Annotated in this window: 18 protein-coding genes and 1 pseudogene; 9 read left to right on the plus strand and 10 right to left on the minus strand. The window is 41.3% G+C overall.

Translation table 11 applies throughout. The features are described from left to right. Position 1 precedes the first annotated feature (1 nt). Entirely contained in the window at positions 2-619 is a 618-nt protein-coding gene (locus tag G7092_RS18505) for a hypothetical protein (protein WP_166091346.1), read from the minus strand. Continuing rightward, entirely contained in the window at positions 616-954 is a 339-nt protein-coding gene (locus tag G7092_RS18510) for a PadR family transcriptional regulator (protein WP_166091347.1), read from the minus strand. Before G7092_RS18510 ends, G7092_RS18505 begins: the two co-directional genes overlap by 4 nt. A gap of 157 nt (positions 955-1111) precedes the next feature. Here G7092_RS18510 and G7092_RS18515 point away from each other — a divergent pair, with 157 nt between their 5' ends. From G7092_RS18515 to G7092_RS31000, 5 genes are all read left to right on the plus strand, one after another. Beyond that, a complete protein-coding gene (locus G7092_RS18515) occupies positions 1112-1480 on the plus strand; it encodes a hypothetical protein (RefSeq protein ID WP_166091348.1) in 369 nt (122 codons plus the stop codon). A gap of 41 nt (positions 1481-1521) precedes the next feature. After that, positions 1522-1845, plus strand: a complete 324-nt coding sequence (locus G7092_RS18520; protein WP_166091349.1) for a hypothetical protein — start codon at positions 1522-1524, stop codon at positions 1843-1845. Between the two features lie 28 nt (positions 1846-1873). Beyond that, the gene (locus G7092_RS18525) at positions 1874-2023 is read left to right on the plus strand and encodes a hypothetical protein (protein WP_166091350.1); all 150 of its coding nucleotides are present in this window, start codon (positions 1874-1876) and stop codon (positions 2021-2023) included. A 155-nt stretch (positions 2024-2178) separates the two neighbouring features. After that, complete coding sequence (locus tag G7092_RS18530; protein WP_202985355.1) at positions 2179-3081, plus strand: transposase; 903 nt, start codon at positions 2179-2181, stop codon at positions 3079-3081. A gap of 29 nt (positions 3082-3110) precedes the next feature. Beyond that, positions 3111-3410, plus strand: coding sequence for a YXWGXW repeat-containing protein (locus tag G7092_RS31000; protein ID WP_166091351.1), 300 nt, complete (start codon positions 3111-3113; stop codon positions 3408-3410). A gap of 157 nt (positions 3411-3567) precedes the next feature. Here the strand turns inward: G7092_RS31000 and G7092_RS18540 are convergent. After that, positions 3568-3681 (minus strand): annotated as a pseudogene (locus tag G7092_RS18540) (transposase); the annotation flags it as partial. Between the two features lie 353 nt (positions 3682-4034). Between G7092_RS18540 and G7092_RS18545 the strand changes: the two are divergent. Further along, positions 4035-5543, plus strand: a complete 1509-nt coding sequence (locus tag G7092_RS18545) for a M60 family metallopeptidase (RefSeq protein WP_166091353.1) — start codon at positions 4035-4037, stop codon at positions 5541-5543. Between the two features lie 264 nt (positions 5544-5807). Continuing rightward, positions 5808-6551, plus strand: coding sequence for a superoxide dismutase (locus tag G7092_RS18550; RefSeq protein ID WP_166091354.1), 744 nt, complete (start codon positions 5808-5810; stop codon positions 6549-6551). Between the two features lie 39 nt (positions 6552-6590). Here the strand turns inward: G7092_RS18550 and G7092_RS18555 are convergent, their stop codons facing one another. The 7 genes from G7092_RS18555 to G7092_RS18585 form a co-directional block, all read right to left on the minus strand. Further along, positions 6591-7937: an MATE family efflux transporter gene (locus G7092_RS18555; protein ID WP_166091355.1), complete on the minus strand. Its 1347-nt coding sequence runs from the start codon at positions 7935-7937 to the stop codon at positions 6591-6593. An 85-nt stretch (positions 7938-8022) separates the two neighbouring features. Next, positions 8023-9312 (minus strand): lysine N(6)-hydroxylase/L-ornithine N(5)-oxygenase family protein, encoded by a 1290-nt coding sequence (locus G7092_RS18560; protein ID WP_166091357.1) that lies wholly within the window; start codon positions 9310-9312, stop codon positions 8023-8025. Positions 9313-9406: 94 nt separating this feature from the next. Further along, complete coding sequence (locus G7092_RS18565; protein ID WP_166091359.1) at positions 9407-11845, minus strand: GNAT family N-acetyltransferase; 2439 nt, start codon at positions 11843-11845, stop codon at positions 9407-9409. Beyond that, positions 11817-13346 carry a pyridoxal phosphate-dependent decarboxylase family protein gene (locus G7092_RS18570; RefSeq protein ID WP_166091360.1) on the minus strand — a complete coding sequence of 510 codons (1530 nt, stop codon included), beginning with the start codon at positions 13344-13346 and terminating at the stop codon, positions 11817-11819. Before G7092_RS18570 ends, G7092_RS18565 begins: the two co-directional genes overlap by 29 nt. Before the next feature lie 161 nt (positions 13347-13507). Continuing rightward, a complete protein-coding gene (locus tag G7092_RS18575) occupies positions 13508-16099 on the minus strand; it encodes a TonB-dependent receptor (protein ID WP_202985357.1) in 2592 nt (863 codons plus the stop codon). Positions 16100-16227: 128 nt separating this feature from the next. Then, entirely contained in the window at positions 16228-17184 is a 957-nt protein-coding gene (locus tag G7092_RS18580; RefSeq protein ID WP_166091361.1) for a FecR family protein, read from the minus strand. Positions 17185-17534: 350 nt separating this feature from the next. Beyond that, positions 17535-18071 carry an RNA polymerase sigma-70 factor gene (locus G7092_RS18585; RefSeq protein ID WP_166091363.1) on the minus strand — a complete coding sequence of 179 codons (537 nt, stop codon included), beginning with the start codon at positions 18069-18071 and terminating at the stop codon, positions 17535-17537. Positions 18072-18487: 416 nt separating this feature from the next. Here G7092_RS18585 and katG point away from each other — a divergent pair, with 416 nt between their 5' ends. Beyond that, complete coding sequence (gene katG / locus G7092_RS18590) at positions 18488-20746, plus strand: catalase/peroxidase HPI (protein ID WP_166091365.1); 2259 nt, start codon at positions 18488-18490, stop codon at positions 20744-20746. A 438-nt stretch (positions 20747-21184) separates the two neighbouring features. After that, positions 21185-23362: a peptidase domain-containing ABC transporter gene (locus tag G7092_RS18595; protein ID WP_166091366.1), complete on the plus strand. Its 2178-nt coding sequence runs from the start codon at positions 21185-21187 to the stop codon at positions 23360-23362. Positions 23363-23384: the final 22 nt, after the last annotated feature.

Raw genomic sequence — 23384 nt, forward strand, 5'->3', positions numbered from 1 at the left:
TCTAAATGCCTTTCTTAACCTTTGTAATTCTCTTGTCTCTTATCAAGGGAACGATAAGAAATACAAACAGCCAGATTAATCCAAATACTACACTTGAACTTAGAAAAATAATACTTATTTTCTGTTTAATCAGATATTCCGCAATCGTCTGAAATAATGAAAACTGGAAAACAAACTGAAGCACCTGTTTGGCTTTGTTAGCAGATATCGTCAGATTATAAAGCAATAACAAAGGTAAAAGTGCGAAGCTGATCAACCGTCTGGATATTACAATAACCAGCCTATGTTTGGGTATATGCTGATATTTCATAAGCAAGCGGAAGATGAAAACAGTTAATATCATGACTGCAAATGATACCAAGAACTTTTTGCCGAGGAATTTTGGATATCCTTTGAATCCTTCAGTGTTTTCACTAATTTCAAGCAGATCTTTTTGCTTGACGTCTTGCTTCGCCCGCTCAAATGAAGTTTCAAAATCACTTCCTTCACCGAGATATAATTCTGTCAGGATTGCCAGGTGGTCGGCCATCTCTTTGATTAATTTGTCTTCAATTACTCCAGAATGTTTCAAATAACCTATTATCTGGTCATACTCAAATTCCGTTAATTCTCGCTTCATGCGATATTTACGTTAAAATCAATTACATCATTTAGCGATTTGATGAAAGATGCCAGTTCAGCGATCTTTTCGGTTGCTACGGCAGCGCCGCTTTTCGTCAGCCGGTAATATACCCTCGGCCTTTTGCCTACCATTACAGATTCTGTTTCCAAAACCCCAGTCGCTTCCAATTTGTGGAGAGACGAATACATCGCACCCTCACTGATCTGAATTTTATTAGCGGTAAGTTCTTTCACCGTTTGGGTGATCTCATACCCATACATCTTAACGTTTTCCGACAGTAGTTTCAAGATAATAATCTCAATTGTACCCTTTAGCAGCTCTTTAGAATACATACTTTTTTTTAGGCAAATATAGCCCTAAAATGATTACATACCCTTTATAGCAAGGTATATTTTGAAAAAGATTAAACCTTTAATTGAATATTGAGTTTAACACTTATATAAGATACGATGCATTGTATAAGGATGTATTTATCGATCAATTTTAAAGATGAAAAAGCTAATCATACTGTGTGGATTTATTTCAATTATGAACGTAGCGTGTGCGCAGCAAATGCAAAAAACACCCAATCAGAGGGCTGAACATAAGACTCTTTTACTTCAAAAACAATTGTCGCTTAATAAAGAACAAGCCAGAAAAGTAAAAGTAATAATGTTGGAGCAAGCTGTTCGCATAGATAGCCTTAAAGCTAACAGGCAAGCAGAAAAGAGAAACCGGCGGCTAACAAAACGGCAAATTATTGCCCAGACTGACGGCAGGATGGAAAAAATACTCTCTGCTGATCAAGAAGCAACATACCTTAAATGGAAAGAATTAAAAAAGGCAAAACACAGTAGAAATGGAAAACAGGCGGACTAACCACCGCTAGAAAATGAATTAATAACAACTAAATAATATCTATGAAAAAGAAATCAATTGTTGGTGGTTTATTTGTTGCCATGCTGGCAGTGACCAGTGTATCCAACGCACAGACCAGGACACCATTGATCAATCACCGGGAGAAAAACCAAAAAGCAAGGATTAATCAAGGTGTAAGAAGCGGTGAATTGACCCATCATGAGGCACATACGCTGAGAAATAATGAACGAAATATTAACGCAGAAAAAAGAATTGCAAGAGCAAACGGAAAAGTCGGCCCAAGGGAAAGGAGCATGATCCGCCATCAAGAAAGCCGGGATAGCCGAACAATTTACAATAAAAAACACAATGCAGCTGTCAATTAATTAATTGTTTAATCATACACCTATCAAAATGAAAATAATGAAATATCTGCTTTTACTCTTTGTAATCGCATTCAGCTTTAGTTCCTGTGTAGTCAGGCGTGGACCCGGATGGATTCCCGGTCACTATGATGTGGGTCCTTACGGTGGCAGGCATTGGGTTCCGGGTCATTATCGTTAATATATTTATTAAATCTCAATGCGAATCAAGAGTCGAAATATGTTGATAACTTCAGGAGATAAATCGTTGATTGTGAGCGATTTAGCGACGAATATATTTGGTTAAAGCCTTGAAAATCAGTATCTTAAAGAAGATTACCACATCGAACTTTAAGAATGATTCCCAAGGCTAAGGCACTCAAACTAATCGCTATATACCTGTATATATGCAAGTTACACAGCGACGAACTCAAACACCTATCTCAAAGATACACCAATAACGACAAACCCGACTTTACAGATCAGGAAATTATGACATTATATCTTTTTACTGTTCAGCAGGAGCAACGTTTCAGTGTATCGCAGGTCTATGCTTTTGCTGACCAGTACCTGCGTTCCTGGTTTCCTGCGTTGCCTTCTTACAAAGCTTTTAATAACAGGTTAAACAGGCTTAGTGAGGCGTTTAAAGCTGTAGCTGCTCATTCCTTTTCGACTTTTATACCACCGGAATGTGACACTGCTATAAGCTTACTCGATTCTATGCCTATTATTACCTGCTCAGGAAAGCGCAGCGCTAAAGTAGCCACTGAAATCACGGACAAAGGGTATTGCTCTACTAAATCCATGTTTTACTATGGGCTTAAGTTACATGCCCTGGCCTTTCACGGCCCAAAACGCTTGCCTTTTCCCGAACATGTAGTAATCACTCCGGCATCCGAGAATGATTTAAATGTTTTCAGGCAAGATTGGAGCAATATAAACAACCGCACTTTCTTTGGGGATAAAATTTACAATGATGCGGAATTCTTTAAAGATTTAGCTATAAATACCAATTCTATCATGCTTACACCTGTTAAGGGGATAAAAGGACAACCCGAGGTAATCAAACAAAGAGATAAAGCTGCAAATGATCTGTTCTCCACTGCTGTCTCTACCATTAGGCAGCCTATTGAGTCCCTATTTAACTGGCTGATAACAAAAACGGATATACAGAGAGCCAATAAGGTCAGATCAACAAAGGGTTTGCTTATTCATGTTTTTGGTAAAATTGCTGCCGCTTTTATTTATCTTGTCTTTTAACCCTTGATTCGCATTCTCAATACATTTTTATGAAAAAAATAGCAAGTTTTCTAATATTGTTATCCGTCCTAACATTAGGCGGAAACAAAAGTTTTGGTCAAATCATCGTCAGAGTTCGTCCTGCAAGACCTGCCGTAGTTATTAATCGGCCGCCCGCGCCGTCGCCCCGCCACGTTTGGGTAGATGAAGACTGGCAGCTAAGTGGTGGCAGATATGTTTGGCATGGTGGTTATTGGACAGCGCCGCCTCGACCGGGGGCTTTCTATGTTAGAGGGCATTGGCGAAACACACGTCGCGGCTCAATTTGGGTTCCAGGTCACTGGAGATAAAAGAGAAGGCCGTCTCATAACTAGTTTATGAGACGGTTTTTGTTTAAAAAGCATTTAATAGCCCCACTAGGAACAAAGTTTGTAATGGTAGATTGTCGGGGGATTTTTCTATTTGAGCAGGATTTTAGCGAAAAAAGCGAAGTTTTGCTTACGCTTCCTATTTTCTGAGGTTATGTCCGATGGAAAGTAAGCCGATTTCGACTTCGGTTTTTGTTAATCCTTTGAGCAGGAACCTGCGGAAACCATGATTATGCTTGATTTGGGCGAATACGGGTTATACATAGGGCTACTTTAGCGTGATTTATGGTACTTTATCTTACTGGTGATGTTACTTATTTGTTACTTTATGTTTTTAACTATTTGAAAATCAATGGTTAATTACATTCCGGCCATGTGGCAAAGTTCATAAATATATTTAGTAAATGATATTAAGTTAAGCCTTGTTTAAATTAAGAGAATTTAATTCGAATAACTTATCAAACGTTTGTGCGGTGTTTTATTACGATGGCGACCATCTGTACGCATATATTTAGGATACCTGAAAAAACCAATGTTATTGCTAACATGATCAGCAATAACTTTATACTAAACAATAATTTATCACTAGCTATATACAACCAATTCATGAAGAAATTATTTACCATTGTATTTTTAGCCTCCGGGCTTGCCACATTTGCTCAAACTCCCAAAAAAGATCCGGCAACGGTTCTTATTTCTCCACAACAAACCCTTTCTAAGAAAGATACCGATTTTAGAAAGGCAATAGCCAAATGGAGCGATGAAGTATTAAAAAGCACCAATTATAAAAATGTCAAGGCACAACCCTCATCAGCCATCTTTCCGGGTGCGGTAAAGCCAGGCTATCAATTGATAAGCCAAACTGTAAGTATCCAGCACAAAAAAATAGCCGATAGTCTGGTAGGTATTGTATCCACTTTAGGCTATTCGGGTTATGATCATGATATTATGTACAGCACCGGCTTGTATGCCGTAGCAGGGCAATATATAGAGATAGACGTACCTAAAAACACCAATACTGATGATTTGGAGGCGCAAATTGGTGCCCATACCGATAGGCTGAATGAGTGGGTAGCAGGCACGGAGGATTGGCGCCGTATGCCCATCATTACCAAGACGCAGAAATTGGTGGTTGGTGTAAACAGGTTGGCTTCGCCTTTTGGCGGGTTGATTTATATTAACCTAAACCCGAAAAGCCAGAGCAGAAAAATTGATCTTAAAATTAGTCATGCTGTAACTGCCCCGCTTTTTGTATTGGGTAAAACCTCACCAAGTGACTGGGAGAACCAACTCAAAAATAACAAAGCGCCCTGGGGCGAGATGGCTACCGAAAACGTAATTTTAACCTTGCCCGATAGTGTTTTGCAAACCATTAAAAACCCACAGGAAGTAATGAAGCTTTGGGACCTGATTATTGGGGGCGAAATGGACCTGGCCCAAATGCCTTTGCCATTTTACAGAGCGCAGCGTTTAGTACCCGATGAGCATATTGGCGGTGGTTATATGCACAGTGGTTATCCAATAATGATACATCACTCTCCTTCAAAACATATGTTATCCAACGAAATTATGGCCAACCCCGAGCTTTTGATGAAACCCAGCGGTGGTGGAGCCAATTGGGGCTTCTTCCACGAAATAGGCCACAATATGCAAAACCTGAACTGGGTATTTGGCGGTACAACCGAGGTAAGTAACAACTTTTTTTCGTTGTACATGTTTGACCGGTTGATGGGTGGGCGAGACAATGCACATAACGCAATTTCAAATGCCAATACACAAAAGCAAATGAAAAAGTATTTTGCGGAGGGAGCTAATTACGAGAAATGGAAAAACGACCCATTTTTGGGTTTGATCATGTTTCGCCAGATGCAGGAGGGTTTTGGTTGGGAAAGCTTTAAAGCTTTTTTTAGAGAATACCAAAAAATTGGCCCCAACATAGGTGATTTAAACGATCAGCAGAAACGTGATTTATGGGTAAAAACCTACTCCAACATTGTAAAAAGAAACCTTGCACCGTTTTGGAATACCTGGGGTGTAACCATTAGCGATAATGTAAATAAAGAACTGTCCGTTTATCCGCAATGGATGCCTTATAATTTTCCACCGCAAAATTAATGGGGGATGTAACGAGCGTGCTTTATCAAATAAAAAACAAACGTTTGTGTGGATAATACGGACAGTTGAGCATTTGATCCGGCTCTAATAGATTGACTGGCTTTTGTAATAAAGCTCAGGATGAAGAACGCGCTGCATTTGTATCCGGTATCCGGATCATCAGCGGTTTGTAAAGTGTGTTTGATTCCCTTAATTTTAATCTGCAAATTATCATATTAAGGGTAAATTAGATAACTAATTTAGTGCTAATCAAATATCATTGTTATGAAAACCAGTAGCCGTAGAAAATTCATTGAAGATTCATTTAAAGTAACTGTAGCAGTTGCAGTAGGAGGCCCGATAATTTTAGATAGTGCATCAGCCTTAGCCGCTAACCAGGATCATGATGCCAAAGCAAATGTAGATAGTCCCTTGAAATTTGTACAAGCCCCTTTAGGGTTTAGCTACAGTGCCCTGGAGCCTAATATAGACGCACTCACTATGGAGATTCATTATACCAAACACCATACCGCCTATATCAAAAACGTAAACGACGCTATTGTTGCCGAAAAGCTCAATTATACCACAGAGAAGGAATTTTTTGATAATGCGTCCAAACTATCGGCTAAAGCCAGAAATAATGGCGGCGGCGCCTGGAATCATAACTTCTTTTGGGCCAGCTTAAAACCGGGCACCAGCAGCGGACCTGATGGAAAGGTTAAGGATGCTATTACCAGTGCATTTGGTGGTACAGATAAGTTTAAAGAGCTATTTACCCAGGCCGCTTTAACCCGTTTTGGTTCGGGCTGGGCATGGCTGGTTAATGACAACGGGACTTTAAAAATAACCTCTACAGCTAACCAGGATAATCCTTTATTTGATAGAGCAGAAGTTAAAGGAACACCATTGTTGGCTTTGGATGTTTGGGAGCATGCCTACTACTTAAAATATCAGAATAAACGTAATGAGTACATCGCTAACTGGTGGAATGTGGTTAACTGGGATGAGGTGAATAAGCGATTGGGTTAAATTATTTTTATGTAGAGACGATGAAATTCAGACAGTTTCTCAGATTGGTTTTGCTCTTAATTTCAATACCGGCCTGTTCAGCATCCAAAGTGTAATAAATATAACCAGGAGCTCAATTACCGCGCTACCCCAAAAGATACTGTTAACCCCAAAAAACATGGGAAGTATCAGTGTTGCCGGAAGATAAAAAAACAATTGTCTGAGCATCGCCAACTGACTGGCCTTTTTGGCCTGGTTAATTGCCGGGAAATAAGCCAAAGTCATTACAATAACGGGTAAAAATGGCAAAACCGACAAATAAATACGCAGATTTAAAATATGTACGGCTGATAAAACCACGTGTGGAACCATCCATGCCCACAATACATTAGGAAAAAACAGCGCAACGATCCAAAAGGGCAAAATGATCACAATGCCGGCAGTGATGGCGATGAGCAGTGATTTTTTTGCTCTTAGCATATTCCCAGCACCATAGTTTATACCAGCCACAGGTTGCAGGCCCCGCATCAGGCCAAATAGCGGTGTAAGCAAAAGCAAGTAAAAGCGATTTACAATGGTATAAAAAAGCAGATCCTGCTGGGTGCCGTACCTGGAAATGGCCTGTAATATCAGCATGCTTTGTATGACCGACATGATGGAGAACAGCATTTCGGGAAAGCCCAGCGTTATTATTTTTTTGGCTACTGCTTTAGTCGGTTTTAAGGAATACCATTCATTGCGGAAGATGCTTTTATTGCGGGCAAAGTAAATGAGTCCCATAGCCGAATAGATAACCATGGCTGTATTGGTTGCCCAGGCCGCTCCGGCTACACCGCCGTGCAGCATGAGGATAAAAATAGGTTTTAATATAATGTCGATCAGCAACCCGATACCTATCATACAGGCGGCGGTTTTCATTTTTCCTTCACCCCGGATGAGCATATTGACAGAAAACCCGTGAATCCAGAATACCGAACCTATCAGCGTCACCCTGAAATAGCTGGCTGATATGGCAATTAGTTCGCCTTTAGCACCCATCAATGCGAGTAGGTTTTCGGCGAACAAATAGGCAGGGATAGCGAAAAGGGCGGCGCAAACGACGGATAGTACATTCAAATTCCCGAACAGCTGTTTGAGCTTTGTGGAATCATTAGCACCCAACCAAATGCTGAGCGCCGCCGAAGCCCCTGTGCCTATCAACCGGCCAAAGCCCATCACAATTTGCGACAGGGGGTAGGCCAAGCCAACAGCGGCCAATGCTTGCGGGCCAACCAAACGGCCAACGAGCAAAGCATCCAGAAAATTATTCAGACCATATAACACAATAGCGGCTACGGCTGGCCACGAAGTTTGCCACATGACCTTTCGCAGGTTCATGGAGAGTATGAAATCTTTACGGTTATCCATATAGATTAATAAGACGCATGTGATGCGTCTCTACATTTATTTTTTGTAGAGACACATTACATGTGTCTCCTAAATTATCAATGAATTAAACACTAAATTGTTGAAAGGCAATCCGCTCTTCTACTTTGTAAATTTCCCGGCCGGTAATTTGGTTAATAATGCACGAATTGCGGTAGGCACCCATTCCCAGATCGGGGGTTACAAAGCCGTGAGTATGTAATTCGGCATTTTGTACAAAGATCTCATCGCCACTGATGTCAATACTGTAGTTCCGTTTCACATCAAAAAGACCATCTTCGTTAACATCAATACGTTGCTGAATGCCCTTGATAAATGCCGGGGTATTATATTTATATCCTGTAGCCAGTATCACATAATCGGCCTGGTGTGTAAACGCTTGCTGCTGTTGTACATGTGTAAACTGCAACTCGTTAGAACCATCGGGATTCACTTTGATACTATCCAGCTGCGAATTGGGGCGCAACTGTACATTTAATGGCGTATCATCAACACTCATTTCATATAAAGTATCAAATATCTGGTTGATGAGGTCAAAGTTGATGCCCTTGTACAATGGTGGTTGTTTGGCCAGTACCGCTTTTCGCTTTTCTGCGGGCATGTTATGAAAATAATCCACATACTCGGGCGAGGTAAGCTCCAGTGTCAGTTTCGCATATTCCATCGGAAAAAATCGATCAGGGCGACTAAACCAACTGAGTTGTAAACCATCTTCGGTGTGGGGCAGCAAATCCTGGAAAACTTCGGCAGCACTTTGCCCCGAACCAATTACAGCTACCGACTTGCCTTTCAATACATCGGCTTTTTTATATAGATAATTGGAAGTATGCAATACGTTTGACGCTTCCATATCCTTCATAAAATCCGGAAAGCGGGGCTCTGTACCGGTACCTAACACTATTTTTTCGGCGTAGTAAACCTCGGGTTGATTAGTTAAACTATTAGTGACCTTAATTTTATAATGTTTTGCCGTATCAATGTATTCCACCGCTTCAACCGATCTGGAAAACAGGCAGCTGGATAATTGCGCAGCTACCCATTTGCAATAAACATTATATTCCTTACGCAGGATAAAAAAGTTTTCGCGGATAAAAAATTTGTACAGCCGGTTGGTTGCCTTTAAAAAGTTAAGGAAACTGTACCGGCTGGTTGGATCGGCCATAGTCACCAGGTCGGCCATAAAGGGGACCTGTAAAGTAGCATTACTGAGCATTAAACCCGGATGCCAGTCGAAAGCAGGTGAACGATCCAGAAAAAGGGTAGTGAGTTCGTCTATCGGCTCTGTTAACGCGGCAAGTCCCAAATTAAAAGGGCCAATACCTATGCCGATGAGATTGTATATTTTTTTAGTTTTCAATTGTGCTTTTTTATTAGAACCCAAAAACAAGAGCCAGAAACTAAGACTGCTTTATATATCTTGTTTCTTGACTCTTATCTCTTGATTCTCTCTTCTACAGTTCTATTTTAATTTCCTTTGTGCCGGGATTCTTTTCCCAGTACCATTCGCGATATAAAAAGGTAAGATTGGCGCTTTTGTGCGGCATATGTATCACCCTTTGTTGCTGGTAACCAATTCTATTGGCCAGCGCGCGCATCGCTCTTGATTCTACGGCTGCTTCGCCTATACATTTACCAACTTCGGGCTGGGCAAACAGGTAGTCCAAGGCTACTTGCAACGATTGATAGGCAAATTTTTTTTCCTTTTCTGCCGGGGCCACCAGTAAGTGGGTGCCATAATCTGTCGGCAGACATTCGTAATAAGCGCCAACCAGGTCGCGGGCAGGCCAGTAAGGTTCAAAAGTGAAGTTGGGCACGCCGTTTACTTCACCAATAAAGCTATGCGTGGCATCGCCAGGGATGATGGTTCTGTAAAACAATTCCAGTCCGCGTATTGGGCCATCCATTTTCCAAACAGGTTTGGCTTGTTCCTGGTTAAACCAGTCGTGTACCATTTCCAGATCGCGGTCAATATCAAAAGGACGGATGCTTAGCGTTACATCTTCTTTCGGGAAATAACGACTGTAAACAATGCCCTTCTGCTCAGGCTTGATGAGATTTTTGCAGAAGAAAAACTTGTTAAGCGGGTTTGGGTGATCCACATAAACTGCCGGATACTCTAAAGAAACATTTGCCTCGTTCATATTATGCAGACTGGTAAGCAGGTTGCCTTTCACGCTCCAATCGCGACTGTTGATGATATAGCTCACCAGATCGGTCTCATCTATCGCTTCCAGGCTTTTCAGCTCTTTATAAACAATGTCCAGTAGTCGTTTTTCATCGGCCAGTCCATTCACGCCAAACGCATTTACTACACCCAGCAGATTATTCATCATGAGGTAATAGGTGTATTTTGGGGCGATATAATCTTCGTCGATGATCGACTTACTTTCATCGGCAATACCCGGGATGGCAGCCAAAATATCATCAGCCTTACCCGTGCGGAAGAAGAATCCCTGGTTATCCCTGAAATACAGTTTTGCCGGGAAGAGGTTCTTGTCCAGCTCTACCATTACATTCTGCTGGTGAAATTCACAGGCCAAACCATACTTGTTTAAAATAGAAACCATCGGCCTGATACAGATATGCAGGTATTGCTTAAACCAATCTTCGGCCACACGATTTACCGGTTTGTTTAATTTTTGAGCCGCGGTTGTAATAATATTGGTGAGCCTTGATGGTTCGCCCAAAATGCTGTCCTGGCAAAGAGCAGCTATGAGGGTTACATTTTTATGCTGTGCATCATTTTTAAACGGATTGCGACGGATGCTGATATTAAAGCCACTGATCACCTCTCCGTTATTATCGGTAACTGCTATAAATGCAGGGTCGACAATAAAATCAATTTCCGGGAAATCTTTCTGTAAGTTCTGTCCCCAGGGAGTTTTTAGCAGGCGCGAAATATCGTAACCCCGATGTAACTCAGGATACAAATTGATGCGCTCAGAGTTGGTGATTTTTACATGTAAAGAGAACTTGAACATCCAGTCGCACTCCTCGTTATAAACGGTACGTACCGAAGATGTTGGTGTAAACTCAGCTCCCCAGTCACCCAAACTAAACAGCTTACCATCTTGCTGTAAAGCTAAAACATCATCCTGTTGTAACAGATAATTAGCCTCCCACGGGTGCATAGGCACCACGATGAACGTAGGGTGAGTATTTAATAACTCCATCACCCGGGCATCGTTGGCAGCAAGGGTTAATAGTTCATTTTTTAATTGAACCGATGGCAAAATATCATCGGCTGTTTTTTGAATGACATGTGTAGCATCTATCAAAAAATAATGGAGCTGGAAACGCCCTGCTGTTTCTGGTGAGTATTTAAACAGGTCGTCATCATTAAACCCCTGTTTTGATTTGGGTAGCGGGTGTACGCTGTGCCCTAAAATAAGGGATTGCTCGGCCCGGATAAAACCCATCTCCACATCATTGGCATTCAAATCGTGTTTGATAAAGTTTTCCAGGTATTTTTCCAGGTTTTCGATGCTGTTCAACAGGCGGTTTTGGGTAATATCGGCTGCTATTTCCGGATATTGCTCCTGCGCATATTGAACTATCAAACCGATCATATCAACAGGACTTAGTTCGGTAATCTCATCTGTTAGTAGGTCGCGTTTTACAATTGGGAAATGGAATATATGCCTGCCGCTTTCTGAATAATAGCTTAGTGGGGCATATACTTCCAGCCCAATAGAAGAAAAATCAATATGGATATGCAAATCATACCCGGTTGAGCGGAAATGAGCGGCTAATGCCTCGTCATATTTGGGAACGCCCAGGTAACGGCTCCAATTGCTAAACTCACGCAGATAACTGTTGAGCATAGCGGTGTAATTTACCTGTTCAGCCTCTTCCCTAAGGTTAATTAAACTTAATGAATTCGTTTCCATGTTTTTTAATGTTTAATAAAATGTTTTTAATATGATCGGTAGTTGTAAGCGGATTTAGCAGCGTGAATTTGAGATAAAACTCCCCATGAACCTTGGTGCCGGCCACCAGCGCGTCGCCATGTTTTAAAAGCTGTGCTTTTATGTATTGGTTCATCTGGGTGAGATTAGCGGTATGTAAAACTGAAGGGTTATACCGGAAAACCAATGCCGATAGATCGGAGTAATTCAACAGATCAAAATCACGATCTGTACTGATGATATGCGCCACATTTTCGGCCGTTTCGATGATCTTTTCTATGTAGCAGCCCAATTTTTCTTTACCCATAATACGGAGGGTGAACCAAAGCTTAAGGGCGTCAAAACGGCGGGTGGTTTGAATAGATTTGTTTACCTGGTTCGGGATCTCGTCCGAATGCTGATCCTTAGGGTTCAGGTAATCAGCGTAGTGGGTTATCAGTCCAAAATACCGCTTATGGTTTACCAAAAATGCGCTGCTGCTAACTGGCTGAAAAAAGGCTTTGTGATAATCGGCTGTAACAGAATTGGCCATTTCTATTCCGTTTAATAAATACCGGTGTTTGTTGCTCAATAACAAACCGCAGCCATACGCGGCATCAACATGATACCATAGTTTGTATTTGGCAGCTATGTTTCCTATGGCTTCCAGCGGATCGAGGTTACCAAAATCGGTTGTGCCGGCGGTGGCTACAACAGCTATAGGTATATTGCCTTGTTTTAATTCACGTTGTATAGCATCTTCCAGTAAAACAGTATTCATCCGGAAGGTACGATCGGCTTTTACTTTTACTACAGCCTTTTCGCCCAGTCCTAGTATCGCGGCATTTTTCTGGATGCTGAAATGCCCGGCTTCGGAAACAAAGATCCGGAAGCGTGATGCTTCGGGTGGCAGCCCATTTTGTTTGATGTTATGTTTAAGATGTTCTATGGAATAGTGATCACGGGCCAGTAGCAAACCCATCATGTTACTTTGCGAACCACCACTGGTAAACACACCGTCGGCATTTTTGTCAAAGCCAATTTCGTTGCAGGTCCATTCGATCATTTTTTGCTCTATCAACGTACCTCCGGCACTTTGATCCCAGGTATCCAGCGAGGAGTTGATAGCGCTGATCAATACTTCGGCAGCTATAGCTGGTATCACCACAGGGCAGTTTAAATGCGCCACATATTTAGGGTGATGAAAAGTAACCGCATGTTTGGTATACAGTGATTCCACCTCGCTCATCAGGCTTTCATAATCTGGCAGAGGAGTGCTGAGGTCGACAGATTCAAACTGCGGGCGTAATTGTGCTGCTGTTACACCGCTGAAAGGCTTTTTATTATCATGCAAAAAATTAACTACCGACTGGCTGGCCAGGCTCATGGCCTTCAGATATTCCTGCGATGAGCCTTCGTAAAATATATCTTCAAAAGAGGTATCAGTACTTAAGGCTTCTAATAGGGCCTCATCCTGATGGGGGGTGTTGGATGGTGTTATCATAGGTATCGATGTTTTTAATTAAGATTTTAGTATCAAGTAGCTAGTATCAAGTATCAAGAAGTATGGTTCTCTGATGGGTAACATCGGTCTCTTTTAATCCGGATTGATGATTAATGTCTTGATACTTGATACTAGCTACTTGATACTGATTAAATACTTTTTTAATAACTGATGGTATAGGTTAAAGAAAATGTTCTGCCGCGACCGTAGTATTGATACAGTTTGGCCGGAGCGCCGTAAAACAGTACAGAGCGCTGTCCCCAAAAGGTCAGATACTGCTTATCCCAAAGATTTTGGATACCTGCAGATAAAGTACCTAATGGTAATTTCACGTTACCCACCAGGTCAAACGTGGTAAAGCCTTTGAGTTCCAGGTTTTGGTAATCTTTCAGGTCAAGCGAGCGCACGGCTTGTAACCTCACCGAAAAGTCCTGACTTTGCCAGCCCGCGAAACTCACAAACTTGGATGGATTGGTGGTTATGATAGAATTGCGCTGATATCCTTTATCGGTTTTGATATCCGAAATAATGAACTGACCGGAAACTCCCACTATTAAACCTTTTGGCTGCTGACTGTAGCTTAGTTCGCCCTCAAAGCCATAGTTGCGTACTTTTTGATCGGTAACGGATATGGTAAAATTGCTGGTATTGATAAGGATGGCTTTGTCTGATACGGAATAAAAACCCGCTATCTGGCCTTTAAAACCATTGTCGTCGCTCAATCTGCCTCCAATTTCATATTGGTTGGTTTTAATCCCGCTTAATGGGGCGTCTTTTACGTTGATGCTGTTAACCAGTTTCCAGTTATCGCCATCGCGTACATAAGAGCCGGTTCCGTAGTATTTGGTGGGGTCTGGTACCGAAAAGCCTTGTGAGTAGTTTGCCCATACTTGTGCTTTATTGCTGAATTTATAAATCAGACTACCGTTGAATAAGGTTACATTATAATCGTTTTTACCCCCAGGAATTTTATCTGCCGAGGTACCCACGCCATAGTTTACAGATACTTGCTGCTGAAAACGTACAAAGTCATCCACCGTTACATTCATATGCTGCTGACGTATCCCTCCGGAAAGTGTAAGGTTATCTACAATTTCCCAGCTGGCCTGTGCAAAGCCCGATATGCCCAGTATACGGTTACCCGGGTAACGCTCCAGGGTACTGGCTGTTTTGTTGATCAGCCCGCCGGAGCTATAGCTTAGGTCGGTATTAAAAAAGGCCTGTGTACCTACAAATTTTTCATGGTCAAGATCGGCACCGTAGGTTACTTTTACCTTGTCCCATTGTTTGGCTAAAACTGCTTTAAAGCCATACACGTCGGTGTTTTGGCGGGATGCAGCGAGGGGCAAAGGTTTTACATTTCCCGGCGCAACGGTAAGATCACGTGATTGAACAATACCTTCTGGGAAAGAAGGGCTGAAATCCAATTTTTCTGACCGTACAAAGGCCTGGAACTGGAAGCTCTGGCCACCCAATATGTTAGCAATGCGATATTGACCATTAATAAAAATACGTTTACTGCGCGGCACCACATCGGCATCAAATCCTTTGCGTACATCTAATAATGACGGATCGGGAGGTACATTATTATTAGCATTGGCCGGTAATGCCCCTGCCAGATTATTCCCTAAGAATAAGCCATGATTGCTGTTGTACTTAGAGTTGTAATATTGTGCATCTAAACTGATGGTTTGATTATGTTTGAGTTTAAAATCGACATTACCAAACAGATCAATACTGCGGTTGTATTGTAAGTCGCCTTGCTTGGTATCTATAATAATCTGGTGACCGTCGCCGTCATAAGCGGCTCCATTTTGCTGATAAGCAAAGCCTAAACGGCCCCTTACAAAGCTATTACCACCAGCTATAGATTGCGCTACCCGCAGGTCATGATCGTCGCCATGTGCTAATCCGCTGCGCCCGCCTACTTCGGTCTGGAAAGCCAGTTTCTCTGAAGTGGACTTTTTGGTTACGATGTTGATGATCCCCCCGGTAGCATCGCCGCCATAAACCGAGCTCGCTCCGGATAGTACTTCAATCTTTTCGATATTGAAAGGGTCAATGGCATCAAACTGACGGCTGGTATTACGGGTACTGTTGATAGATACACCGTCAATCATCACCAATATATTACGCCCACGGATATTTTGGGCATAATTGGATCGCCCCTGGCTTCCAATATCAAGACCTGGGATCAGTATCCCCAAAGCTTCCTTCAATGGTACGCCTGCTTTGATCTGAGATTGCAGTTTGGTGCTATCGATAACCCAAACGGTTCCAGGTATTTCGCTGATATGCTGCGGTGAGCGCGATGAAACCACTACAACCTCGTTCAGGTTATTATTTAAATTGATAGAAGTTATCGGTTTATTGTCTGTTGTTTGAATAGTGATCACTTTACCCTCTACCTTTAATTTAAGGTTAGCACCCATCAGTTCATGTAATATTTTTTTGATGGGTTGATTGGTTGCATCTACATTCACTATCTTTTTGGCATCGAGCCTGGTATTGCTGTAGGAGATATTTACAGAGGCTTTATCACCAATAGCCAGCAGTGCATCGGCCAAAGTAATATTACTTAATTTGATAGTTACTGGCTTGTCCAGTATATCTTGTTGAGCAAATAAATGAGTGGTATTGAAAACTGTTAAAGCAATAATAATTAATGTCTTATAGAAAAGATTTAGCCGTTTATTGGTAAAGCCTGAAGAATATTTAGTTAAATTGTTGAGGTAAGTATGTACCTGTTTCATATTTTCGTTTAAATGTTTAATTAATTAAGGATTAGTTGAACAAATCCCGGTGTTGTAGTTTGGCGACGAAACACCGGGAATTTTTATTTTTAATATTTTTCTACATCGGCTTTAGTAATGGTATCTGTTTAATAAATAGTTACATTGTTTCCGGTTATCTTATAATGAAGGCCTATCGCAAACTCCAGGCTGTTGAGTACACTTTTTATATCAGGATTATTAAACCGCCCGGTATAACGCTCATTTTTTAACAGGTTGTTGTTAATAAGCACCTTCACGTTATACCAGCGTTCCAGAGTTGAAGCTATGTCGCTCAACTTTAGATCTTTAAATTGCAATTGATTATTACGCCAGCTATAATAAGCAGCGGCATATACCGATTGCTGCTTTAATGACTGATCAGTATCATATACACCCTGCTGGTTAGCTGTGAGAATTAAAAAACTTTTCTTAGTTTTTGGTGAAAACATGACTCTTCCTTCTTCAACCACCACATCGGTTTTATTTTCTTCGGGATAAGCCCTTAGGTTAAAATGGGTGCCTAAAACCCTTACAATCACCTGTTTGCTATTGATAGAAAAAGGACGTTTCTTGTCCTTAGCTACAGTAAAAAAAGCTTCGCCTTCAAATTCAACCACTCTTGATGTATCGGTAAATTTTTCTGGATACCGTAGCTTGCTATCTGAGTTGAGCTGAATAATTGTTCCGTCGGGCAAGGTGCAGGTAGCTTTTTTTCCTTTAGGAACATTTACTTCGTGATAGCTAATGAGGTTATTATCTTTTTCCTGATGTTTTTTGGCAGGGTGATAAATGTAAAACGAAAAGCCTGTGATTAAAACAATACTTGCGGCTACTTTGAGCAACCAGGTCCGGTTTGTTTTTCGGGGTTCATCCTCAATAAATATTCTGCTTGATAGTTCTGTCCATGTTTTATCCTCTATTCCTTGTATATCTACAGGTGGAGAAATGGTGAAATCACTTTCTGCTATATTTTGCAGCCATTGTTTAATTGCAAACTGTTCGTCAGTGCTGCATTTGCCCTGATGGTACCGTTCTAATAATTCCTGCGTTATTTCTATTTTCATTTAATTAAATGCAAGCTACGTGTTGCATTCAGTAACATAGCCGATTAAATCGCTATTTTTCCTAAGACTAATTCTAAATAATATTTAAATCGCAGATAATCAGTTGGAAAAAATCAGCAGTGAGGAAAATGGATAATAAGTTTAAGGGTTTAGCCTGCGGTTTATTTAGTCAACAGCTAAATTCAATGTCCCCTTGGGGGCTCTCGCAGAGGACCCTGAGGCTCTTCGCCATGCGCGTTAAACATCGTCGAATGCGGGTTGTGTGAATCTGATGCCTCAGGGTCCTCTGCAAAGGACCCCGAGGGAGCGGGATAGAATTTGGACAGTTAAATATTCCGGCTGTGACTGAGTTAGTCAACAGCTAAATTATCCCGGAGAAAATTCAATGCTTTATAGAGGTGATATTCAACGGTTTTTTCTGATATAAGCAAAGCCGAAGCAATGGATTTTTTATCTAATCCTTGCTGCTGGCTTAAACGGTAAACCTCCTGAGATTTATAGGGGAGTCTGTTAATGAGGCGATTGATAGTTTTATATAGCTCGTTATAGTTCAGTGTGTCTTCGGTATAAGTTCCTTCTGTCGACTGATTTTGAATAACATTTTGCAGGTGCTTTTGCCGGTTTGATGTGGTACGGCAATATTCAAATACCTCGAGCTTAGCCGATCTGAAAATGTATTGTTCAATGGATACATTGATCTGCAGTGAGTTTCTGCGTTTCCATAATGATTCAAATATGTCCTGAGAAAGTTCTGCAGCAATGTCTTCATCTCTCAAAGTATGATAACAAATAGCAAAAACTTTTTTCCAATACGTCCTGTAAAGTTGCTGAAAAGATTGCTCAGTTAAGTGAAAAACTACTTGGGGGTATTTGTTATTGCCTGACACTGGACGCTAATTTTGGACAAATATAGATAACTATTTAGAATGATTATAAATAAAAGTGATTAAATATGATATTAGATTGAAAATTTAGCTTTATTAAGCTCCGTTAGCACATCCCATTTCAAATAATATCGAATATTTAACCCTGAGTGGGTTTACATGTAAACCCACTATATGAATGGAAAATGAATTTAATTTATTGATTATCAGTAAAATAAATCAATATTAACCATAAATTGTGTAAACCATGTAAACCCACTTTTGTAACAAAATGAGCCTCCTGTTTTGGGATTATGCTTAAAATCTTAATCAATTTTAACTATTGGATATAGAATTAATCGATTGTGATTGTGTTCTTTAATGTCCTAATTTTATATCACTGTACAATCAGTAAGTCTTCAATACATAAACTTATAAATATGGAAAGCGAATCAAATGACATCAGTAAATGTCCGTTTCATAACGGTAGTATGAAAAACAATGCTGGCGGTGGCGGTACCCGGAATCACAATTGGTGGCCCAACCAGTTAAAGTTGAATATCCTGCGCCAAAACTCATCTCTATCAAACCCTATGGATGATGATTTTAACTATGCCGAAGCTTTTAAAAGCCTCGACCTGGAAGCTGTGAAAAAAGATCTTCATGCCCTCATGACTGATTCGCAGGACTGGTGGCCGGCAGACTTTGGTCACTACGGCGGTTTGTTTATTCGTATGGCATGGCACAGCGCCGGAACCTACCGCGTAGGTGATGGGCGCGGAGGAGCAGGTGCCGGATTGCAACGTTTTGCACCATTGAACAGCTGGCCAGACAATGTAAGCCTTGATAAAGCCCGCAGACTGCTTTGGCCTATCAAACAAAAATATGGTCGTAAAATTTCATGGGCGGATCTGATGATCCTTACCGGTAATATAGCATTGGAATCAATGGGATTTAAGACCTTTGGTTTTGCCGGAGGACGTGAAGACCTATGGGAAGCGGATGAGTCTGTATATTGGGGTTCTGAAACTACCTGGCTGGGCGGCGATTTGCGCTATGCGCATGGCTCACCAGGGGTGCAGGAGGGGCATGGTGTATTGGTATCAGACGATGATGCCGATGGCGATATTCACTCTCGCAACCTCGAAAAACCGCTTGCAGCAGTGCAAATGGGTTTAATTTATGTAAACCCTGAAGGGCCGGATGGTAATCCGGATCCTGTTGCCGCAGCTAAAGATATCCGTGATACATTTGGTCGTATGGCCATGAACGATGAAGAAACGGTGGCATTAATAGCCGGCGGTCACAGTTTTGGCAAAACCCATGGTGCAGCATCTGCCGATAACGTGGGTAAAGAGCCCGAAGCTGCGGGTATCGAAGCTCAAGGTTTTGGCTGGAGCAACAGCTATGGTTCGGGTAAAGGTGCTGATGCAATTACCAGTGGACTGGAAGTAATATGGACAAAAACACCAACCCAATGGAGCAATGACTTTTTCGAAAATCTGTTTGGGTTTGAATGGCAACTGACAAAAAGCCCGGCTGGTGCACATCAATGGGTAGCTAAAGATGCAGAAGCTACTATCCCTGATGCCTATGACAACTCCAAAAAGCATAAACCAGCCATGCTTACTACTGATCTGGCTTTAAGATTTGACCCTGCTTACGAAAAAATATCAAGGCGCTTTCTGGAAAACCCGGATCAGTTTGCCGATGCTTTTGCACGTGCCTGGTATAAACTAACACACCGCGATATGGGCCCTCGCGAGCGTTACCTGGGTCCGGATGTACCGCAGGAAGAACTGCTTTGGCAGGATCCTATCCCTGCGGTTGACCATGCCCTGGTAACCGAAAGTGATGTCGCTGATTTAAAAGCAAAAATATTAGCATCAGGCCTAAGCATAGCAGAGTTGGTTTCTACCGCATGGGCTTCTGCTTCTACTTTCCGTGGTTCTGATAAACGTGGTGGCGCCAACGGTGCACGTATCCGCCTGGCACCTCAAAAATACTGGCAGGTGAACAACCCGTCACAATTACAACATGTATTAGGCATATTGGAAGAGATTCAAAAAGAGTTTAATGCGGGCGGTAAAAAAGTATCGCTGGCCGATCTGATTGTACTGGCTGGTAATGCAGGCGTTGAGAAAGCGGCTAAAGATGGAGGTCATGATATTACCGTTCCATTTAAACCTGGTCGTGCGGACGCCTCTCAGGAACAAACCGATGTAGAATCATTTGGTTACCTGGAACCTGCTGCCGATGGCTTCCGCAATTACCGCAAAACCAAGGCGCCGGTATCTACAGAAGAATTACTGATAGATAAAGCGCATCTGCTTACATTGACTGCGCCTGAGCTAACCGTATTGTTAGGTGGTTTGCGGGCACTGAACATCAATTTTGATGGTTCTAAACATGGTGTTTTCACCTCACGCCCGGGAGTGCTTACCAACGATTTCTTTGTAAATCTGTTGGATATGAATACGTCATGGAAAGCAGTATCAAATGACAAGGAGCTTTATGAAGGTATCGATCGTACTACAGGTGCAGTAAAATGGACTGGTACCCGTGCAGATCTTGTGTTAGGGTCTAACTCAGAGCTGAGGGCTGTTGCCGAACTATATGGAAGCACCGATGCTCAGGACAAGTTTGTAAAGGACTTTGTAAAGGCTTGGGATAAAGTGATGAATCTGGACCGGTTTTAAATAGGTTTGTTCGTCAACCATTTATCACCTTCCATTTTTCTTTTGATCCATTAATGGATCAGATACATGAATAAGGATTACCTGATAAATAAAAAAGGCACCCATAACAAAGTGCCTTTTTTATTTGGAAAATATCTGATTTAAATAGCTTTATTTTTATCTCTGAAAAAATAAAGTTTCATTAAAAAATAGTAATATTACCTAAACAGCGTCACAATAATAAATTTAAATTCCCTTGTACAATATTTAATACTTCGCTGCTTTTTTGAAGGATATAACTATTTTTATAAGCTAGAATATTATTTTTAAGTAACAAAATACTGGATTGACATAAAGCTTTGTATATTTTTAGTTTTATTGATTCTGGCATAACCTGAATTGGCAGTGGTTTATTTATGAGTTGCCTAAGAGATCACAAACTGTTTTAACAATTTTAACATGTCTTTCCCCATTTATAAACAACCTGATCAAATGGACTGCGGCCCAACCTGCCTGCGGATGATCGCTAAATATTATGGAAGAAATTTTAAACTTCAAACCCTGAGGAGGTTTTGCGAGATCAACAAAGAGGGTGTGTCTTTACTGGGAATCAGCGACGCGTCAGAAAAAATTGGCTTCAGGTCAATTGGAGTTAAATTGAACGCAGAACAATTAAAAGAAGCAGAGCTACCTTGTATTTTACACTGGCGGCAGAATCATTTTGTGGTACTGTACAAGATAAAAAAACACAAATACTATTTAGCCGATCCGGCAGCCGGTTTAATAACTCTTAGTGAAGAAGATTTTAAACGCAATTGGCAAAGTGACACAGAAAGCATGGAGGGAATCGCCCTTTTACTTTCGCCCACTCCACAATTTTATGAGCAGGAAGATGAAAGAGGCAGTGAAGTTCGCTGGTCGTTCCTGCTGCGGTATCTCATCACTTATCGGCAACTGGTAATACAACTGTTATTTGGTCTGGGTATTGGAAGTTTATTGCAGCTTGTTACTCCTTTTTTAACCCAATCCATAGTTGATATAGGGATCAATACCCGCAACCTCAATTTCATTTATATTATACTTTTTGCGCAAACGGCACTTATCATAGGCCGGGTTAGTGTTGATTTTATACGGTCATGGATACTGTTGCATATCAGCACCCGGGTTAACGTTTCTATCCTCACTGATTTCCTGATCAAACTAATGAAACTGCCTATGAGTTTTTTTGATACCAAAATGACGGGTGATATCCTGCAGCGCATGAGCGACCAAAAACGAATTGAAAGTTTCTTAACCGGTTCCACATTAAGTACGCTGTTCTCCATGTTCAACCTATTGGTTTTTTCGATAGTATTGGCTTATTACAATGCAACGATATTTTTTGTATTCGCGGTCAGCAGTGGCCTGTATACCGCATGGATTGTGATTTTTTTAAAACGACGCAGGGCGCTTAATTACAAAAGTTTTGAAATTTCTGCCAAAAATCAAAGTAGCATTGTGCAGCTGATAAGCGGTATGCAGGAAATTAAGCTGAATAACTGTGAGCAGCAGAAACGCTGGGAATGGGAACATATCCAGGCCAGGTTATTTAAATTCAGTGTAAAAACACTGGCACTTAATCAATATCAGCAAGGTGGAGCAACTTTTATTAACGAAGGCAAAAATATACTGATCACTTTTTTAAGCGCGCAGGCGGTGATTAACGGAAACCTTACGCTTGGGGCTATGGTTGCTGTGCAATACATTGTTGGTCAGCTAAGCAGTCCCATTGAGCAATTGCTGGGTTTTATTCAAGGATTCCAGGATGCCAAGATCAGTTTGGAACGTTTGAACGAAATTCACCAGATGGAGGATGAGGAACCTGTAGATAAGGAATGGAGCCATAACCTACCCGAAAACAAAAGCCTATCCATCAGTAATCTTACTTTCCGTTATCCGGGTGCCGGAAATGAGCCGGTGTTGGAAAATATAAATATGGTTATTCCCCAGGGTAAAACCACAGCTATAGTGGGGATGAGTGGGAGTGGGAAAACAACTATCTTAAAACTGCTTTTACGTTTTTATGAACCTCAAAACGGAGATATAAAAGTTGGTGGTCAACAGATTGGTAATATTGCTTTTAAAACATGGCGCAGTGGTTGTGGTGTAGTGATGCAGGATGGTTTTATCTTTTCAGATACGATAGAACGTAACATTGCCGTAGGCGACGACTACCCGGATAAAGCTAAACTGAGGCATGCTATAGAGATAGCCAATATTCAGGATTTTATTGATGGTCTTCCTTTGGGGCTGAATACCAAAATAGGTTCGGAAGGAAATGGGATTAGCCAGGGGCAACGTCAGCGGATGCTGATTGCACGTGCTGTTTATAAAGATCCGCACTATATATTTTTTGACGAGGCCACTAATGCATTAGATTCCAATAATGAAAGAGTGATCATGGATAATCTGCATCAATTTTTTGAAGGGCGTACCGTTATCATTGTAGCGCACAGGCTAAGCACGGTAAGTAATGCCGATAATATTATTGTGTTGGATAAAGGACGTATCATTGAGCAAGGGACACATCATGCACTCACTGCGCTTAAAGGCGATTATTACAGGTTAGTTAAAAATCAACTGGAATTGGGGACTTAGAAACCCGGATTTAGTGATATTG

Origin of the sequence: Mucilaginibacter inviolabilis (assembly GCF_011089895.1) — a bacterium.
Lineage (GTDB): Bacteria > Bacteroidota > Bacteroidia > Sphingobacteriales > Sphingobacteriaceae > Mucilaginibacter > Mucilaginibacter inviolabilis.

What these genes read in the sequence shown, in the direction of transcription:
- G7092_RS18505 (WP_166091346.1), bottom strand. Translation starts at nt 619, where the DNA reads ATGAAGCGAGAATTAACGGAATTTGAGTATGACCAGATAATAGGTTAT.
- G7092_RS18510 (WP_166091347.1), bottom strand. Translation starts at nt 954, where the DNA reads ATGTATTCTAAAGAGCTGCTAAAGGGTACAATTGAGATTATTATCTTG.
- G7092_RS18515 (WP_166091348.1), top strand. Translation starts at nt 1,112, where the DNA reads ATGAAAAAGCTAATCATACTGTGTGGATTTATTTCAATTATGAACGTA.
- G7092_RS18520 (WP_166091349.1), top strand. Translation starts at nt 1,522, where the DNA reads ATGAAAAAGAAATCAATTGTTGGTGGTTTATTTGTTGCCATGCTGGCA.
- G7092_RS18525 (WP_166091350.1), top strand. Translation starts at nt 1,874, where the DNA reads ATGAAAATAATGAAATATCTGCTTTTACTCTTTGTAATCGCATTCAGC.
- G7092_RS18530 (WP_202985355.1), top strand. Translation starts at nt 2,179, where the DNA reads ATGATTCCCAAGGCTAAGGCACTCAAACTAATCGCTATATACCTGTAT.
- G7092_RS31000 (WP_166091351.1), top strand. Translation starts at nt 3,111, where the DNA reads ATGAAAAAAATAGCAAGTTTTCTAATATTGTTATCCGTCCTAACATTA.
- G7092_RS18545 (WP_166091353.1), top strand. Translation starts at nt 4,035, where the DNA reads ATGAAGAAATTATTTACCATTGTATTTTTAGCCTCCGGGCTTGCCACA.
- G7092_RS18550 (WP_166091354.1), top strand. Translation starts at nt 5,808, where the DNA reads ATGAAAACCAGTAGCCGTAGAAAATTCATTGAAGATTCATTTAAAGTA.
- G7092_RS18555 (WP_166091355.1), bottom strand. Translation starts at nt 7,937, where the DNA reads ATGGATAACCGTAAAGATTTCATACTCTCCATGAACCTGCGAAAGGTC.
- G7092_RS18565 (WP_166091359.1), bottom strand. Translation starts at nt 11,845, where the DNA reads ATGGAAACGAATTCATTAAGTTTAATTAACCTTAGGGAAGAGGCTGAA.
- G7092_RS18570 (WP_166091360.1), bottom strand. Translation starts at nt 13,346, where the DNA reads ATGATAACACCATCCAACACCCCCCATCAGGATGAGGCCCTATTAGAA.
- G7092_RS18575 (WP_202985357.1), bottom strand. Translation starts at nt 16,099, where the DNA reads ATGAAACAGGTACATACTTACCTCAACAATTTAACTAAATATTCTTCA.
- G7092_RS18580 (WP_166091361.1), bottom strand. Translation starts at nt 17,184, where the DNA reads ATGAAAATAGAAATAACGCAGGAATTATTAGAACGGTACCATCAGGGC.
- katG (WP_166091365.1), top strand. Translation starts at nt 18,488, where the DNA reads ATGGAAAGCGAATCAAATGACATCAGTAAATGTCCGTTTCATAACGGT.
- G7092_RS18595 (WP_166091366.1), top strand. Translation starts at nt 21,185, where the DNA reads ATGTCTTTCCCCATTTATAAACAACCTGATCAAATGGACTGCGGCCCA.